Origin of the sequence: Streptomyces sp. NEAU-YJ-81 (assembly GCF_017592595.1) — a bacterium.
Classification (GTDB): Bacteria; Actinomycetota; Actinomycetes; order Streptomycetales; family Streptomycetaceae; genus Streptomyces; species Streptomyces hygroscopicus_B.
This window is the reverse complement of sequence record NZ_JAGFNO010000037.1, coordinates 13051-27101: the sequence shown is the minus strand read 5'-3', so window position 1 is coordinate 27101 and position 14051 is coordinate 13051. Positions and strand designations below refer to the sequence as shown.

The window sequence follows — 14051 nt, the reverse complement described above, 5'->3', positions numbered from 1 at the left end:
ATGTCGCTTTCGTCGACGGGACACACCGGCACTGCCGGACGGAGCATGGGAAAAGTATGGCCTCATCGCTGATGCGAACGTCGGTGGGGTACTCACCACCGTCGAGTTCGGCATGCATCGTCAGGCCAGTGCAGTTGCAGCGCAGGCAGTACTCAAGATGGTAAATCTAGTTTAGGAATCAACATATGACTTCGACGTATGTTCTCATTCCGGGTGCCTGGCATGGTGGGTGGGCTTGGAGCCCAGTGGCCGAGCGGCTGCGTGGGGCTGGGCACCAAGCTATCTGCCTCACTCTTCCCGGCCTTGGACACGGTGACGATCCCGCAGGCCATGACCTCCAGGATGCGGTGGACCACGTGGTGTTCGAGGTGGAGCGGCAAGAACTCACCAACGTGACACTTGTGGGGCACAGTTGGGGTGGATATCCGATGGCCGGTGCCGCGCACCGCCTGTCGGACAAGGTCTCGGAGGTCATCTACTACAGTGCGCATGTGCCGGTGCGTGGCAGGTCGATGATAGATGACCTTCCCGCGGAGGCCGCGGCAATGCAGCGAGGTCTGATCGATGCCTCGCCGACACGCGCGATCGTGCCCACACCGCAATTCGTCCAGAGCATGTCCTTCATGCAAGGCGTCGAAGAGAGCACTCAGCGGCTGGTCGCGGATCTGCTGACACCGCAGCCTGGAAACTACTTCCTGGACGCCCTGGACATCCCGAGCGTGTCGGAACTCGGCATACCTGCCCGGTATATCCTCGGAGAGGACGATCAGGCGCTTCCCCGGTCAGGTGCCGAGTTCGCGGCGCGACTCGGCTTGGAGCCCATCATGGTTCCTGGGACGCACGAAGGCATGCTGACTCATCCCGACGAGCTCGCCAAGGCCATTCTGAACGGATGAGTTCTTATCGTAAGAACTGAATCGCCGAGCTGTACGCTCGCTCGCCAGGAAGGTGTCCTGACTTCTGCATCGGATGCGACCTAGAAGATCACTGAAAATGTTGCGGGTTCTGGCCCCGGCCCGGCAGGGCCGGGGCCGGTCTTGTAGCCATGCAGGGGGAGTGGGCCGGGGAGATGGTCGGGCCGGATGCGTGGGAGACCTGCCGGGAGTTGATCCCGGCCGAGAGCGTGTTCGCGTTCCTGGCCGAGCACCGGGAGGCGTTGTTCCCGCCGTCGATGTTCGCGGACATGTATCCCTCCTCCAACGGACGGCCGAGTCTGCCGCCGCAGGTCCTGGCCGCGACGGTGGTTCTGCAGAGCATGCAGGGGCTGTCGGACTTCCAGACGGTCCAGGAACTGCGGTGTGATCTGCGGTGGAAGGCTGCGTGCGGGCTGGGCTTGTACGACATGGCGTTCGATCCGTCGCTGCTGACGTACTTCCGGCGCCTGCGCCGGTCCTCGCCGAAGCGGCGAGGACCGCCTCCGCCAAGGCGTTCGTGATCCTGGACGGCACGCTGCTGCCGGTCGGCAGCGATCCGGTCGATCGGCAGCAGCGTGCCGAAACACAGGAAGCACGGGATGAACGTGGTGGTCACCGACCCGCGCGGTCGGCTGCTGTGGGCCTCACCCGTCCTGCCCGGAGCAGTCCACGACATCAAGGCTGCCCGCACCCACGGCATCATCGACGCTTTGGAGGAAGCAGATGTGGAGTGCTGGGCCGACAAGGGCTACCGAGGTGCCGGCGGCATCATACGGGTGCCCTACTGGGGTCGCTGGGAGACGCTCTCCGCAGGTCAGCAGGGAGCCAACCGCTCACACGCGAAGATCCGCGCACTCGCCGAACAGGCCATGGCCACCCTCAAGACCTGGCGGTTCCCGCGCAAGCCGCGATGCTCCACCACCCCCATCACCAACCCCGTCCAGACAGTCCTCACCCTTCACCTGAACTGCTCAAACTGAGGTTGAAAAAGGCCCACTGAAACTCGTAATCCTCCCTGCGCACCCTTCGCAGCCGCCACCGATACGCCCACGTCGAGTCCGGCCACAGCACCGTCCCCGCCGCCGAGTCCGACGCGTACCAGCTTCGGCAGCCGCCCACGGCCCATACGGTGCGGTCGTACTGCTTGCGTACGGCGGTTTGGAAGTTTTGTTCGGCGGCCGGGCGTACGTCGAGGGCTCGTGCGCGGGAGGAACGGACGGCTCGGATGGCTGGTATGACGTGGCGGGCCTGGGCCCCGATGTTCTGTACTACGCCGGTGTAGGGGACGAAACCGTTGGGGCCCAGGAGGAGGAATATGTTGGGGAAGCCCGATACGGCGACGCCGTTTAGGCGGTCATGCCCGTGCGGCGCCAGGTGTCTTCCAGTAGGCGTCCGTCGGTTCCTTCGATGTATATCCGGTTGAAGGAGCCTGCCAGGTCGAAGCCGGTCGCGTAGATGATCACGTCGGTTTTATGGTCTGTGCCGGTCTCGTCCACGATTGCCTGGGGGCGTAGGGCGGCTGGGCTGCCGGAGACCACCTGGACGCGGGGGGGGCGTTGAGGGACCGGTAGTAGTCGTTGGAGAGCAGGACCCGTTTGCACCCGAAGCGGTAGGTCGGGGTGAGCGTCTTGCGTAGGCCCGGGTCGTCGATGTGTTTATCGATCTGGCCGCGTACCACGTCCTCCGCCACCCTCAGCGCGTCCGGGCGGTGGTGGAAACCGATGCCCCGCTTCTCACGGGCCAGGTAGATGCGTAGTCGGTGCAGGGCCTGTGCCCACGGCAGCGCGCGGAAGAGTTTTTTGCGCCAAGTGGGGTGTGGGGTGTCCAGTTTCGGCAGTACCCAGGCCGGTGTGCGTTGGAAGACCGTCAGTTGGGCGGCCTGCGCCGTCAGTTCGGGGATGATCCGGATCCCGGAGGCGCCCACTCCCACGACCGCCACATGCTTGCCGGTGAGGTCTACATCATGGTTCCAGCAGGATGAGTGCCATACCGCGCCGGAGAACTCGTCCGCCCCTGGCAGCGTCGGCGTCTGTGGCGTGTGCAGGCCTCCCACGCCGAGGATCAGGAAGCGGCAGACGTATGTCGTCCCGTCCGCCGTGGTCACCGTCCATCTGCTCGTCGCCTTCTTCCAGCGGGCGCCCGTCACATCGGGGCCGAAGCGGATGTGCGGCAGTAGCCCACGTCGCTGGGCCAACCTGCGCAGGTAGGAGAGGATTTCGGGTTGCCTGGCGTAGGCGGAGCTCCAGCCCGGGTTGCGCTCGAACGAGCACGAGTACATGTGCCGCCGAGGCTGTCCGCCTTCTCCAGGACGACGAAGTTCAGCTTGGCCTTGCTGAACTCCACCGCCTGGCACAGGCCCGACATGCCCGCACCGATGATCACCCGTCCGTGCGAACGCTCTGCCCCGTCATGCCTGGCCATCCAGGAACTCGCCGATCTGGGACCACAGTTCGGGCCAGTCCTCGCCTGCGTGTTCGTTGTCGTGGCCCAGGCCGGGGACGGTCACCAGACGTGCGGGGAGGCCCAGTTGGCCCGCTCGCTCGGTCAGCTCCTCAGCCTGCGATACGGGTACGACCTCGTCGGCATCGCCGTGCACGATGAACAGTGGTGTCCTGACCGTCTCCAGGGAGTGCAGGGGCTGCCCGTCGCGGGTCGGCGAAGTAGGCACGGATCTCGTCAGGGCTGAGGTCGGCGTCCGGCCTGGCCCCTTCGATGGGCACGATCGGCGATTGCTACGGCAACGCCATGATCGAGTCGTTCTGGGGCCGGATGCAGACCGAGCTGCTCAACCGCCGTCGGTGGCGCACCCGCCTGGAACTGGCCAACGCAATCTTCGAGTACCTCGAAATCCTCCACAACCGGCAACCCGGCACTCCGCACTCGGCATGCTCACGCCGGTCGGGTTCGAGCTGAGGACAACCCCCTCGATCGCCTGGACTCCAGCAACTCGACTCCACGCAAGCCGGGGCACATCATCGCCGCGGGACGACGGGGAGTGGAGTCGGCGCACCTGAAGAACGTCGACGTCATGCGGCGAGACGCCACCGAAACGCGAACTGGACACCCTCCTGGCCGAGGTCGCCGCCGACACCTCGCGTGACGACCGCGTCGTCGTTCAGCCTGTCGCCTTCGCCGTGGGCTCGGACCCATGCTCCGCCTCGCCCAGCACTGGCCCTGGACCAGCGAGATCACAGATGCCCTCGAACGACTCGCGCTTCTGCCGAACCCGGGCTGACCAGCGGATCCACCCGTCCACGCGAGAAAACGTTCCGGCCCGGAGCCGTGGAACCCGGCGCCCACCCGAGCCGACACTCGGCCCTCAGCCTGTCCGCCTCAGCCATCGACAACGAAATGGGCCACCGACGCCGTCGGCGGCCCATCACGAAAGATCGAGGCTATTGCGTGAACGGTAGCCGAGCAATCAGTCCGATATGCGCGGACGAGGTATCCATAAATTTTGTGGAAGGCCCTCGAAATGCGAATGCTCTCGATGAGGAGGACAGGACGTAGGATGCAAAACGTTACAGGTCCATTGCCGACAGACTCACGCAGTACGACCGCGCACCACCGCGCCGCCGCGCCTCGAAGGAGTGAGAACGATGACTATGGAGTTGCGGCACGTCAGGTATTTCATCGCCGTGGCGGAAGAGTTGAATTTTGGTCGGGCCGCGGCACGGCTGAATATAGCGCAGCCGCCCCTCAGCGTACAGATCCGGGACCTTGAGAGGGAACTCGGCGTCAAGCTGTTCGAGCGAACGGGGAAGGGCGTGACCCTGACACAAGAGGGTGCGGTATTCCTCTTGGAGGCGCGGCAGATTTCCGATCAGGTCAGCCGGGCGCGGCACGCGGTGAACCAGGCCACCGCGGGCGAACTCGGCCACCTGCGCATGGCAGGAATTCCCTTTGCGTTCATGGAAGTGCTTCCGCTGGTCATACCGAGGTTCCGTGAGGAGAACCCCCACGTCCTCATCGACCTCCGCGAGGCCGGGACTCAGGAGAGCTTCGACTCTCTGCGAACCGGGGCGATGGACATCGCTTTCGTGCGACAGAGCGATCCAGTCGCCGGCCTTGAGGTCCTCCCCCTGCTGACGGGGCGGTTCGAACTCATAGTGCCGCGCGGCCATCGGCTTGCGCGAGATCGTCCCGCGGACATCGTCGAGTTGGCGTTCGAGCCGCTTGTCATGACATCGCGGCAGATCTCACCGTACTACTACGACCGGACCCTCTCCGCCATGTCCGCCGCCGGGATAACGCCGCATGCGGTCGTGGAGGCGACTTCCATTCAGGCCCAGTTGGGCTACGTGGCCAGTGGCATGGGCGTTTCCCTGGTACCGGCTTCCGCGAAGTGGATGAGCTCGAAATACATCGAATGGGTTCCGCTCAAGCAGGCGATTGTCGCGACAGAAGTGGCCGCGGTCTGGGCTTCGGGACCTATCCCGCAGGTCCTCGATAATTTCCTCAAAGTCGTGCGTGAAGAATCTGCTGGTGATCACGGCTGCGTGCGGCCGGGCCGGCAGGAACAGCCTGATAGCTGCTGAGTATCGGGACCTGATGCAACAAGTATTGGACCCCGCCGGCCATGTGCCGCTTACATGAGTGCAGTCGGCGTTCGACACGATGTCAACGTCGAGCGGGTTCATGACAATGCCATGGGACGGAGTCTGTCGGGGTGCTCGTTTCGCAGACAACGGACGGGGTGGCGCGCGTCACCGGGACCCGATACGAGGTGCTGGAGGTCGGCGGCGCTTCCTTGTCCGATCTCGTGAAATGGGGGTTGCTGCCCTTGCTCGCCCACGCCCGGACAGTCCGCACTCTGGAGCAGGAGACGGTCACCGTTCAAGCTCCGATCGGCGCTCCCGGAAAGATGGTCATCGTCGGGTTGAATTACCGGGACCACGCCGCCGAAATGAGGTTGGCACTCCCCACGGTCCCGCGAGTGCATCTGACGGCGGCTTCCGCGGTCACTGGCCCCGGCGCCGACATCCGGTTGCCCCGGATAGCGGAGACGGCGGTGGACTACGAAGGAGAGGTAGCGGTGGTCATCGGTACGCCGGCGTGCGATGTGTCCGAGGCAGCGGCCTGGGATCACGTGGCCGGGATCACCGCCGCCAATGACGTGAGCGCCAGGGACGTCCAGAACGGAAGCAACCCCCTCGTGTCCGGACCCAACGTGGGATTGGCGAAGGGGTTCGACGGGTTCAAGCCGCTCGGGCCGGCGCTCCTGACCGCGGACAGTGCCCGCGAGGGCCGGGAACTAGCTCTGCGCACGCTGGTCGACGGGGAGACACGCCAACAGTCCAGCACTGCGCAGATGCACTTCTCCGTTGCACAGCTCGTGTCAACGATCAGCCAATACACCACGCTGCACCGCGGCGATGTGATCCTGACCGGCACCCCTGGAGGCGTAGGAGCCTCAAGCGGCCGTTATCTGCGGGCCGGACAGGTCGTCGAGGTCGAACTCGAAGGCGTCGGTGTGCTCCGCAACCGCGTCGTCGCGCCGACCGCGGTGTCCGCTCCCCACAATTTCAACCACAACCGAGGATGGTAGGGATCATGAGCAAGGCGCATGTCGAGTACATGTACAAGCATTTGGCCGAGGGCAACTTCGGAGTGGTCTTCGAGAAGCTCTCCCCCCACGCGCCGTGGATCGAGGCGGAGAACGTGCCCTACTCCCCGGGCGCACCGCTCAAGGGTCGCGAGGCGATCCAGAAGACCGTGTTCGACTCGCACGAGAGGGACTTCGCGGAGTTCCACATCAACGTCTCCCGCATCGTCGACGGGGGAGACACCGTCCTGGTGCAGGGACGCTACGTCGGGGTCACCAAGGCCGGAGCCAAACTCGACGCGATCTTCGCCCACGTGTGGGACTTCGACGGCGACACGATCGTGCGTTTCCAGCAGTACAGCGACACGTGGCAGTGGCGCCGCGTCCTTGGCCTTGGGTAGGTCCGTCGGAGGGTGCACGGATTCGACGGGCAGGCACATGTGCGTCGGCATCGGATCGACAAGGAGCAGTAACGGTGGACTTGAGGCTTGATGGCAAGAGAGCCCTGATAACCGGTGGAAGCCGGGGACTGGGGTACGCGGTCGCCGAGGAACTCTCCCGCGAGGGAGCGCGGGTCGCACTTCTCGCCCGGGACGCCGACGCCGTCGAGAGCGCGGCGGCCGGGCTTCGGGCCGCGGGGCACGACGCCATCGGTGTCGTGGCGGACACGTCCCAGGACCGGCAGGTCGAGTCCGCAGTCGCGGCGGTGACGCAGCAGTTCGGGGGTGTCGACGTCCTCGTGAACGGGGCGGCCAAGGCGGGGGGAGGCCCTGCGACGGGTCTCCTGGCCCTCGACGACGATGATCTCCGCTTCGAGATGGAGACGAAGGTCCTGGGCTATCTGCGTTGCGCGCGGGCCGTCGCGCCCCAGATGGTCGAGCGCGGTTGGGGTCGGATCATCAACATCGGCGGGCTCGCGATGCGCCGCACGGGATCCGTCTTCGGCTCGGTTCGCAACGTTGCGGTCGCCGCGGTGGCCAAAAACCTGGCGGACGAACTCGGCCCGCAGGGGGTCAATGTGACGGTCGTTCACCCCTGGGTGACCGAGACCGCGGGCGTGCAGACCGTGATCCGTAACAGCGCTGCGGCGCGCGGGCTGACCGAGGCCGAGATCGCCGAGGAACTCGCTGCCGACGTGAGCGTCGGCCGCCTCATCCAGCCGTCCGAGGTCGCGCACGTGGTGGCCTTCCTGGCCTCGCCGCTCAGCGTGGCGATCAACGGCGACGCCGTCGCCGCCGGCGGCGGCCTGCGCGGACCGATCTTCTACTGACGTGGCAGGAGCACATGGGTGCGGACCTTGGAGAGTTGAGGCAGATGCCGGCTGAGCTGGGCGCGGCGGCGAAGACGGTGGCCCAGGCCATGTCGCGGGCCGCGATGGCCTGGCTGGCCGACCTCGACGACGAGCAGCGCACCCTGGCCTGGTGGGGGCCGCCCGGTAGTGAGCACGAGGCGGAGCGACGGCGGTGGTTCTACACGCCGACGGATCATGGCGGACTGGCGTTCAACGCCCAGTTCGCGTGGCAGCAGCGGCGTGCGATGCAGCTTGTGGCGTCTGGACTGTCCCCCGAGGGCTACGACCTCGTCTCGACGATCATCGGCACCGAGAACATCCTCGACCGGGTGGAGGGGTTCGGCTCGGAGTTCGATACCCGGCGGGGGCGTGATCCTTCCCGGTACTACCTCCGGGTGTTCGGCGATCCGGAGGGTGGGGGGGTTTGGGGTTGGCGGTTCGGCGGACATCACATTTCGCTGAACTTCCTGGTTGTCGCGGGGGAGGTGCGGTCCGCCACGCCGCGCTTCTTCGGCTTGGACCCGGCGGTCACGACGCTGCCCGGCGGCGTGAGACTCGATCCGCTGGGGGCGTTCCAGTCGACGGCCAGAGATCTTGTCACGTCGTTGTCGCCCGATGCCCGGGCTGAGGCGGTTCTGCTCGACCGGGCGCCCGCCGACATCGTCATGGGGAATCGGTCGTCCTTCGAGGAGGGCGCGACCATGATGAACCTGTCCGAGATCTTTCGGCGGCGCCCTGGTGACGATGAGTTGATGGAGCGTATGCGCAGGGGCGGGAACGCTCTCGACCGGCAGACGGGATACGGGCCGCGGGACCACGCTCTGTTGTCGGTGACATCTGTGCCGAAGGGAATACCCGGGACCGATCTCGACAGGGGGCAGAGGGACCTGCTCGATCTTCTGATGCGGACGTATCACGATGGGCTGCCCGACGGTTTGGCGCCGAGGTGGGCCATCGACGAACTGCATTTCGCCTGGGCCGGATCGCTTGAGGCCGGCGTTGCGAACTACTACCGGGTGCAGGGCGGCGGGTTCCTCATCGAGTGGGACAACACCGCTCGGGGCGGCAACCACGCTCACGGGGTCGTACGCCACCTGTCCAACGACTTCGGCGGGGATGTCCTGGCCGGACACCGTCAGGCGTGGCACAGCGCCGAGACAGCCGTGAATCACCACTATGAGGAGGACGTACAGTCATGACGGAAACCACAGGACAGCACTTCGACTGGGTCGATGTGCACTCGAATCCCGCAGCGCTGCCCGACGGCATCGTCGAGCGGTTCCTCGCGCTGGAGGATATGTCGGCCACGGTGGCCGATGCCCTGGACGCTCTCGGTATCCACGGATGTGTCGGTGCCTCGACCCTCCTCCCCACGCTCCCCGATGAGCGTGTTGTCGGTCGTGCGGTGACGCTCCGAAACGTGCCGTCCAGGATGGACACGCACCGGGCGGTCACCGACGGCAACTGGCTGATGGCCGAGATTCACCTCGTCGAACTGGCGGAACCCGGCGACGTGCTGGTCATCTCGGGGCTTCCCGGGGTGTCGAACATGGGCGGCATCGTCGCGGCGACGGCACGACGGGGCCGGCTCGCCGGTGCCGTGGTCGACGGGGCTGTCCGGGATGTAGGGCAGTCGCGACGGCGCGGGTTCCCCATCTGGAGCCGCGACATCAGCCCCGAGACCGGGAAGTGGCGCGGTAACTCAGTCGAGATCAACGCGACGATCGCCGTGGCCGGCGTCACCGTCGAACCCGGCGATCTGGTGATCGCCGACGAAACCGGTGTCTGCTTCGTGCCGGTCGCTCTGGCGGGCGAGGTGGCCGCACGCTGCGAGGCGATCGACAAGAAGGAGGAACAGATGTTCGCGGACATCGCTGCCGGTCTTCCCATGTCCGACGTTATCAACCAGCTCTACGGCGGCCGCGCGTAGGCGTCTTTCGACGGGTGGCCGACGGTGTCGGACCCGGCCCCGTCGGTCCACGGAAAGGATCCATCGTGATCATCGGAATTCATCACGCGGCAATCTCCACTCCCGACCTGGAGCGGCTCAAGGACTTCTACTGTGACCTCTTCGGGCTTGAGGAGGTGCTGCGATTCGGCTGGGACCAGGGCGACGAGCTGTGCGACAGAATTGTCGGACTCGACGGATCCGCGGCGAAGTTCGTCTACCTGCGCGGTGGAAACGCCCACCTTGAACTGTTCGAGTACACCCACCCCACCCCGAAGCCGCGCGACCCGCAGTGGCGGATCAACGATCACGGATACACCCACGTGTGCTTCGAAGTGACCGACATACACGCCGAGTTCGAGCGGCTGACAGCGGCCGGCATGAGGTTCCAGAACGACGCGCCGATTGACGCGATGGGCATGCTCCACGTCGCGTACGGCTACGACCCGGACGGCAACATCGTCGAGCTGGTCCAGTTCCCCGAACGGGACGGGGAGGGCGAATCCGCATCGCTGACCAGTACTCCCCTGCATATTCAGGCAAATCTTAGGAGTCGACGTGTTTGAAGCCATAAACTGGCCCGCGGACATGGTTCCCAGCCGCTCGCCTATCCACTTCACCAACGAACTCGAGGTCGCGGCCTCTCCCGAGAAGATCTGGTCCCTGCTGGTGGACCACCGGGCGTGGCCCAGCTTCTACCCGGGCGTGGAACACGTCGAACTACTGGACGGCCATAATTCGCTGCGCCTCGGCACGCAGTTCGAGACCAACCTGGCCGGTCAGGACGTCTTCGCATCCGTGCAGGAGTTCGAACCCATGAAGCGCATCGCCTGGGGCGGCTATCCCAAGGCCGCGGAAGGCTCCAAGGCGTACCACGCCTGGATCATCACGCCCACTCCCAGGGGATGCCACCTGTGGACCGAGGAGACGATGCAGGGCCCGTTCTGGATCGAACTGGCGAAGCCCGCGCCCGACGTGTTCTGGCGCACCCACGAGAAGCTTCTCGCGGACCTTGCCGAGGTCGCGACCGGGCGCGCCGGCGCACCTCAGGGATGAACCCGCATCGGGTTCTGCTCATTGTTCGGTGCGGTAGCCGAGCCGCCGCCTCGCCATCGACGCGTTCCGCACGGTACGCGCTCAGAGGAAGGACGGGAGGAAGGTGCAGCGGCCGGCACAGTGATGATACGCACCAGGCAGGCCGATCGCCGTTCGTCCAGCCAGGATGTGGGATCGGTTCATCGGCATCGTTTTGGCTTACACCGTGTCCTGCATGGTCAGTTTGAGGAGGCGTTTGTAGCAGCAGAGGGCGGCGGCGAGGCCGAAGAAGACACCTCAGGCCCTCAACTCGTCAAGCTGCCCTGGCGAGTGAGGCCGGAAAGGCTGTGCCTTTGTCGAACAGTTTGTGGTTCTGGAGGCAGTGAGCGTTTTCCAACCTGGCCAGCTGGGCGGGCCCAGTTGGGCGAAGTGCGGTTCCTGGACGTGACGGAGCTCCTGGTAGACGGGTGATTGTCGAGATCAGCTGTCCTGCCAGGAGCTTCCGCGTGCTTGTCCACTCGTCCGGTGTCGATGTGTCCACCTCGGCCCTGCGCTTCCTCTCCGCCCGCCTTCGGGCCCACCGCCGGGAATGCGGGACACGGTGGTGGTGCCGGGTGAGTGCGGGCCGCCAGGCCCTGCTCGTGCTCGTGTACCTGGGCTCCGGCCACACCTGCGCTCAGCTCGCCCCGGGTTCCACATCGGCACCACCACCGCCTACCGGTACATCGCCGAGGCCATCGATGTCCTGGCCGCGCCGACCCGCGCGGCCGGCTGCTGTGGGCCTCACCCGCCCTGCTTGGAGCAGTCCACGACAAAGGCTGCCCGCACCCACGGAATCATCGACGCTGAGAATAGGGCAGTTCTTTCTGCCCGTGCGTACTCAGTACCGGCAGCATGGGCGCATCGGCGTGCGAGCGGCGACGGGTACTTCACGGCGCATTCACTTTTTCACCCGCAATTCTGCAACCTCAGAATTACCTCAGATGCATATCCCTGTAGATCGTCTGGTTGACAGAATTTCAGTTCTGTACACCGGCAAAGGGCCGGAGTGCGTTCCCCCCCGCTGCGAAGGTGATCTTCGTCATGAGCTACCGCACCGCCAAAGCCGACGTCTCCGTGGTCGGCCGGCCAAGTAGCCGGTCCTCGGACACCGGCGACCACGGCTACCATAAGGACCTCAAGCCGCGGCACATCAACATGATTGCGATCGGCGGCGCCATCGGTACCGGGTTGTTCCTGGGCGCCGGTGGGCGTCTGAGCTCCGTGGGCCCGTCACTGAGCGTTTTCAGCGTTGCCTCTCCAGGGTGAGGACAGCTTTGGTGATGACGGTCATGCGGTTGGGGCTGATGCGGGATCTGCGGAAGATCTGCCAGGATTTCAGCCGTGCCATACCGCGTTCGACCGGTGCCCTCGCGGCGGCCAGGGCACGGTTGACGGTGCGCTGGGTGAGGGTCAGTTCACCGCCCGGTGGGCGTTTAAGTCCGGTGGTCACCCAGGGGCCGGCGCCCTGGTAGGCGCGGTCGGCGAGGATCGGGACGCCCTGGCGTTCGCAGATCCAGATGATGCAGTGGGTGCGGGCCGCTGTCAGGTCGTGAGTGCGGCCCGGCAGCGCGGGCGAAATCCACAGCACCTCACCAGCGGGATCCGTGACGACCTGCACGTTCACGCCGTGACGGCGATGCTTGGCCGAGTAGTCCGCCCGGCTGTCGCCGGGGCGGTCGCACTCGGCGAGAGTGCCGTCCAGTAGGACGAACTCCGGATCACGCTCGCGCAGAGTCTTGAGCAGGCCCGGGGCCCGTTCGGCGAGCAGATCGGCCACGGCGGTGACATACGCGTGGACGGTGCCGACGGATACCCCGAAGCCGGACGCGATCCGGGTGAGGGTGTCGTGGCGGTGAAGGTACACCAGAGCGACGAGCGCGCGCTGGTGCGGCGGGAGTTTGCACCGCCGGTCACCCTCGCGGGTGACGATGAGCATCGTGACCCACTCGACCAGGGCATGCGGAAGGTCGAGTGCGGCAGGATAGGGGACCAACAGGGCTCCTCTGCCGATGGGTTGAGACTTCGAACACCTCCTCCAACGGCACGGGTGCCCTGTCCGTTGCGGCCCTCCGCTCGACGCTGTCGGTCTCGTCCAAACAGTGGCCTCGTTGAGAACGCTCAGTGATCACCCAACCGAATACGGGCCCGGGGCCCACCCGCGGAGAGCAACCGTCGGAAGACCCGAATCGAAAGGCCACGCGATGTTCGCGCGTACCCCTTCACCTTCCTAAAGTGACGTGACGTGCCCAACAGGGCATCTCCCCTTCGTCACGTCACCTTTATGGAAGGCTCCGATGGCCGCGTTCCCGACGTGCAACCAGGCGAGGACGTCCTTGGTCGTCCTGCTCTTGAGTGGTCACAACCGACCGGTGCGCGCGATCACCTGTCTGGCGAAGTCAAGCATCTGTTCAAGGTCGGGGAACGGTGCGAAGGCGTCCACGAACGCCTCGTCCGCGCCGGACTCGGCCAAGCGCTTGAGCTTGTCGGCCAGCGAATCAACGGACGTGCCCGGTTCGAGATTGATACGTATGGCCTTCTTCAGCGCGCCGGGATCGCGGCCGGCCTCCTGCGCCGCCTTGCGCGCGAGCGACCACAATTGGTCGGCGACCTCGTCCGGGAGGAAATCGACCCCCAGCCAGCCGGTGGCGCTGCGGCCGACCCGGCGCATCGCGGCCTCGCTGGCGCCGCCGATCCAGATGGGCGGCCCGCCAGCTTGCACCGGTCGCAGGTCGGCGTGGACCGGCGGCAGTGAGAAGAACTCGCTGTCCCAGGAAACCGGGTTGGCCGTCCACCACTCGTGCAGGAATGCCAGCAGGTCATCGAGCATCCGCCCGCGCCGGTGCCAGTCCGCGCTGCGGGAGATGTCGTGCTCGTCCTTCATCCACCCGAGTCCCACACCGACTTCGAGACGGCCGTCGCTGAGCACGTCGAGCGTGGTCAGCATCCGGGCCAGGTGCGGTGGCTCCCAGTAGAAGGTGCTGAGCGTGCTGGCATTCAGCCGCACCCGGCTGGTCGCCGTCGCGGCGACGGTCCACAGCAGCACCGGGTCGAGGTAACGCTTCATCTGCGGCGGGTACGGCTGCTCTTTGCCCGGATAGATGCTATGCATCTCGACCGGCTGGACCAGGCGATCGCCGACCCACAGCGTGTCGTAGCCAAGGTCCTCAATTCCGCGGCAAAAGGCGCTCAGGCCAGCGGCGCTGCTGATAGCGGGCCCGATTATGGGAAGTGTGAAACCAAGCTTCATTGGCGAGTCCTTTCGGCGATCCGTCAACC

General features: G+C 65.7%; 14 protein-coding genes and 5 pseudogenes. 14 read left to right on the top strand and 5 right to left on the bottom strand.

Annotation, left to right across the window (positions count from 1 at the left end):
* The first annotated feature begins 185 nt into the window (after nucleotides 1-185).
* The 3 genes and pseudogenes from J5X86_RS43640 to J5X86_RS43630 form a co-directional block, all read left to right on the top strand.
* Entirely contained in the window at nucleotides 186-896 is a 711-nt protein-coding gene (locus J5X86_RS43640; protein WP_208522175.1) for an alpha/beta fold hydrolase, read from the top strand.
* 149 nt (nucleotides 897-1045) lie between these two features.
* Nucleotides 1046-1435: a transposase gene (locus J5X86_RS52660; protein WP_308124905.1), complete on the top strand. Its 390-nt coding sequence runs from the start codon at nucleotides 1046-1048 to the stop codon at nucleotides 1433-1435.
* Nucleotides 1360-1894: pseudogene (locus J5X86_RS43630) on the top strand (transposase family protein); the annotation flags it as partial. The gene J5X86_RS52660 and the pseudogene J5X86_RS43630, both read left to right, overlap by 76 nt.
* Nucleotides 1895-2373: 479 nt before the next feature.
* Here J5X86_RS43630 and J5X86_RS43625 read toward each other — a convergent pair.
* The 3 genes and pseudogenes from J5X86_RS43625 to J5X86_RS43615 form a co-directional block, all read right to left on the bottom strand.
* Nucleotides 2374-3192 (bottom strand): NAD(P)/FAD-dependent oxidoreductase, encoded by an 819-nt coding sequence (locus J5X86_RS43625; RefSeq protein WP_243983006.1) that lies wholly within the window; start codon nucleotides 3190-3192, stop codon nucleotides 2374-2376.
* Nucleotides 3193-3203: 11 nt separating this feature from the next.
* Nucleotides 3204-3278, bottom strand: a pseudogene (locus J5X86_RS53105) (hypothetical protein); the annotation flags it as partial.
* Between the two features lie 43 nt (nucleotides 3279-3321).
* Nucleotides 3322-3582, bottom strand: a complete 261-nt coding sequence (locus tag J5X86_RS43615; protein WP_208522172.1) for a S9 family peptidase — start codon at nucleotides 3580-3582, stop codon at nucleotides 3322-3324.
* Between the two features lie 14 nt (nucleotides 3583-3596).
* Between J5X86_RS43615 and J5X86_RS43610 the strand changes: the two are divergent.
* The 11 genes and pseudogenes from J5X86_RS43610 to J5X86_RS43560 all read left to right on the top strand — a co-directional run.
* Nucleotides 3597-3838 (top strand): annotated as a pseudogene (locus J5X86_RS43610) (integrase core domain-containing protein); the annotation flags it as partial.
* A 675-nt stretch (nucleotides 3839-4513) separates the two neighbouring features.
* Nucleotides 4514-5452 (top strand): LysR family transcriptional regulator, encoded by a 939-nt coding sequence (locus tag J5X86_RS43605; protein ID WP_208522170.1) that lies wholly within the window; start codon nucleotides 4514-4516, stop codon nucleotides 5450-5452.
* Nucleotides 5453-5583: 131 nt separating this feature from the next.
* The gene (locus tag J5X86_RS43600; RefSeq protein ID WP_208522169.1) at nucleotides 5584-6462 is read left to right on the top strand and encodes a fumarylacetoacetate hydrolase family protein; all 879 of its coding nucleotides are present in this window, start codon (nucleotides 5584-5586) and stop codon (nucleotides 6460-6462) included.
* 5 nt (nucleotides 6463-6467) lie between these two features.
* The gene (locus J5X86_RS43595) at nucleotides 6468-6860 is read left to right on the top strand and encodes a nuclear transport factor 2 family protein (protein WP_208522168.1); all 393 of its coding nucleotides are present in this window, start codon (nucleotides 6468-6470) and stop codon (nucleotides 6858-6860) included.
* A gap of 74 nt (nucleotides 6861-6934) precedes the next feature.
* A complete protein-coding gene (locus J5X86_RS43590) occupies nucleotides 6935-7729 on the top strand; it encodes an SDR family NAD(P)-dependent oxidoreductase (RefSeq protein ID WP_208522167.1) in 795 nt (264 codons plus the stop codon).
* Between the two features lie 14 nt (nucleotides 7730-7743).
* Nucleotides 7744-8949, top strand: a complete 1206-nt coding sequence (locus J5X86_RS43585) for a DUF3500 domain-containing protein (RefSeq protein ID WP_308124904.1) — start codon at nucleotides 7744-7746, stop codon at nucleotides 8947-8949.
* On the top strand, nucleotides 8946-9680 hold the full coding sequence (locus tag J5X86_RS43580) for an RraA family protein (RefSeq protein WP_208522166.1): 735 nt from the start codon (nucleotides 8946-8948) through the stop codon (nucleotides 9678-9680). Before J5X86_RS43585 ends, J5X86_RS43580 begins: the two co-directional genes overlap by 4 nt.
* Nucleotides 9681-9745: 65 nt before the next feature.
* Nucleotides 9746-10264: a VOC family protein gene (locus tag J5X86_RS43575; RefSeq protein WP_208522165.1), complete on the top strand. Its 519-nt coding sequence runs from the start codon at nucleotides 9746-9748 to the stop codon at nucleotides 10262-10264.
* Nucleotides 10257-10754 (top strand): SRPBCC domain-containing protein, encoded by a 498-nt coding sequence (locus J5X86_RS43570; protein WP_208522164.1) that lies wholly within the window; start codon nucleotides 10257-10259, stop codon nucleotides 10752-10754. The genes J5X86_RS43575 and J5X86_RS43570 overlap by 8 nt, the downstream gene beginning before the upstream one ends.
* Before the next feature lie 485 nt (nucleotides 10755-11239).
* Nucleotides 11240-11658 (top strand): annotated as a pseudogene (locus tag J5X86_RS43565) (transposase family protein); the annotation flags it as partial.
* A 158-nt stretch (nucleotides 11659-11816) separates the two neighbouring features.
* Nucleotides 11817-12017: pseudogene (locus tag J5X86_RS43560) on the top strand (L-asparagine permease); the annotation flags it as partial.
* Nucleotide 12018: 1 nt separating this feature from the next.
* On the opposite strand, the gene J5X86_RS43555 reads toward J5X86_RS43560, so the two are convergent.
* Together J5X86_RS43555 and J5X86_RS43550 are read right to left on the bottom strand one after the other, a co-directional pair.
* A complete protein-coding gene (locus J5X86_RS43555; protein WP_208522163.1) occupies nucleotides 12019-12768 on the bottom strand; it encodes a transposase family protein in 750 nt (249 codons plus the stop codon).
* A 363-nt stretch (nucleotides 12769-13131) separates the two neighbouring features.
* Nucleotides 13132-14022: a TIGR03619 family F420-dependent LLM class oxidoreductase gene (locus J5X86_RS43550; RefSeq protein WP_208522162.1), complete on the bottom strand. Its 891-nt coding sequence runs from the start codon at nucleotides 14020-14022 to the stop codon at nucleotides 13132-13134.
* Nucleotides 14023-14051 lie beyond the last annotated feature (29 nt).

What these genes read in the sequence shown, in the direction of transcription:
- J5X86_RS43640 (WP_208522175.1), top strand. Translation starts at nt 186, where the DNA reads ATGACTTCGACGTATGTTCTCATTCCGGGTGCCTGGCATGGTGGGTGG.
- J5X86_RS43625 (WP_243983006.1), bottom strand. Translation starts at nt 3,192, where the DNA reads ATGTACTCGTGCTCGTTCGAGCGCAACCCGGGCTGGAGCTCCGCCTAC.
- J5X86_RS43585 (WP_308124904.1), top strand. Translation starts at nt 7,744, where the DNA reads ATGGGTGCGGACCTTGGAGAGTTGAGGCAGATGCCGGCTGAGCTGGGC.
- J5X86_RS43550 (WP_208522162.1), bottom strand. Translation starts at nt 14,022, where the DNA reads ATGAAGCTTGGTTTCACACTTCCCATAATCGGGCCCGCTATCAGCAGC.
- J5X86_RS43580 (WP_208522166.1), top strand. Translation starts at nt 8,946, where the DNA reads ATGACGGAAACCACAGGACAGCACTTCGACTGGGTCGATGTGCACTCG.
- J5X86_RS43595 (WP_208522168.1), top strand. Translation starts at nt 6,468, where the DNA reads ATGAGCAAGGCGCATGTCGAGTACATGTACAAGCATTTGGCCGAGGGC.
- J5X86_RS52660 (WP_308124905.1), top strand. Translation starts at nt 1,046, where the DNA reads ATGCAGGGGGAGTGGGCCGGGGAGATGGTCGGGCCGGATGCGTGGGAG.
- J5X86_RS43605 (WP_208522170.1), top strand. Translation starts at nt 4,514, where the DNA reads ATGACTATGGAGTTGCGGCACGTCAGGTATTTCATCGCCGTGGCGGAA.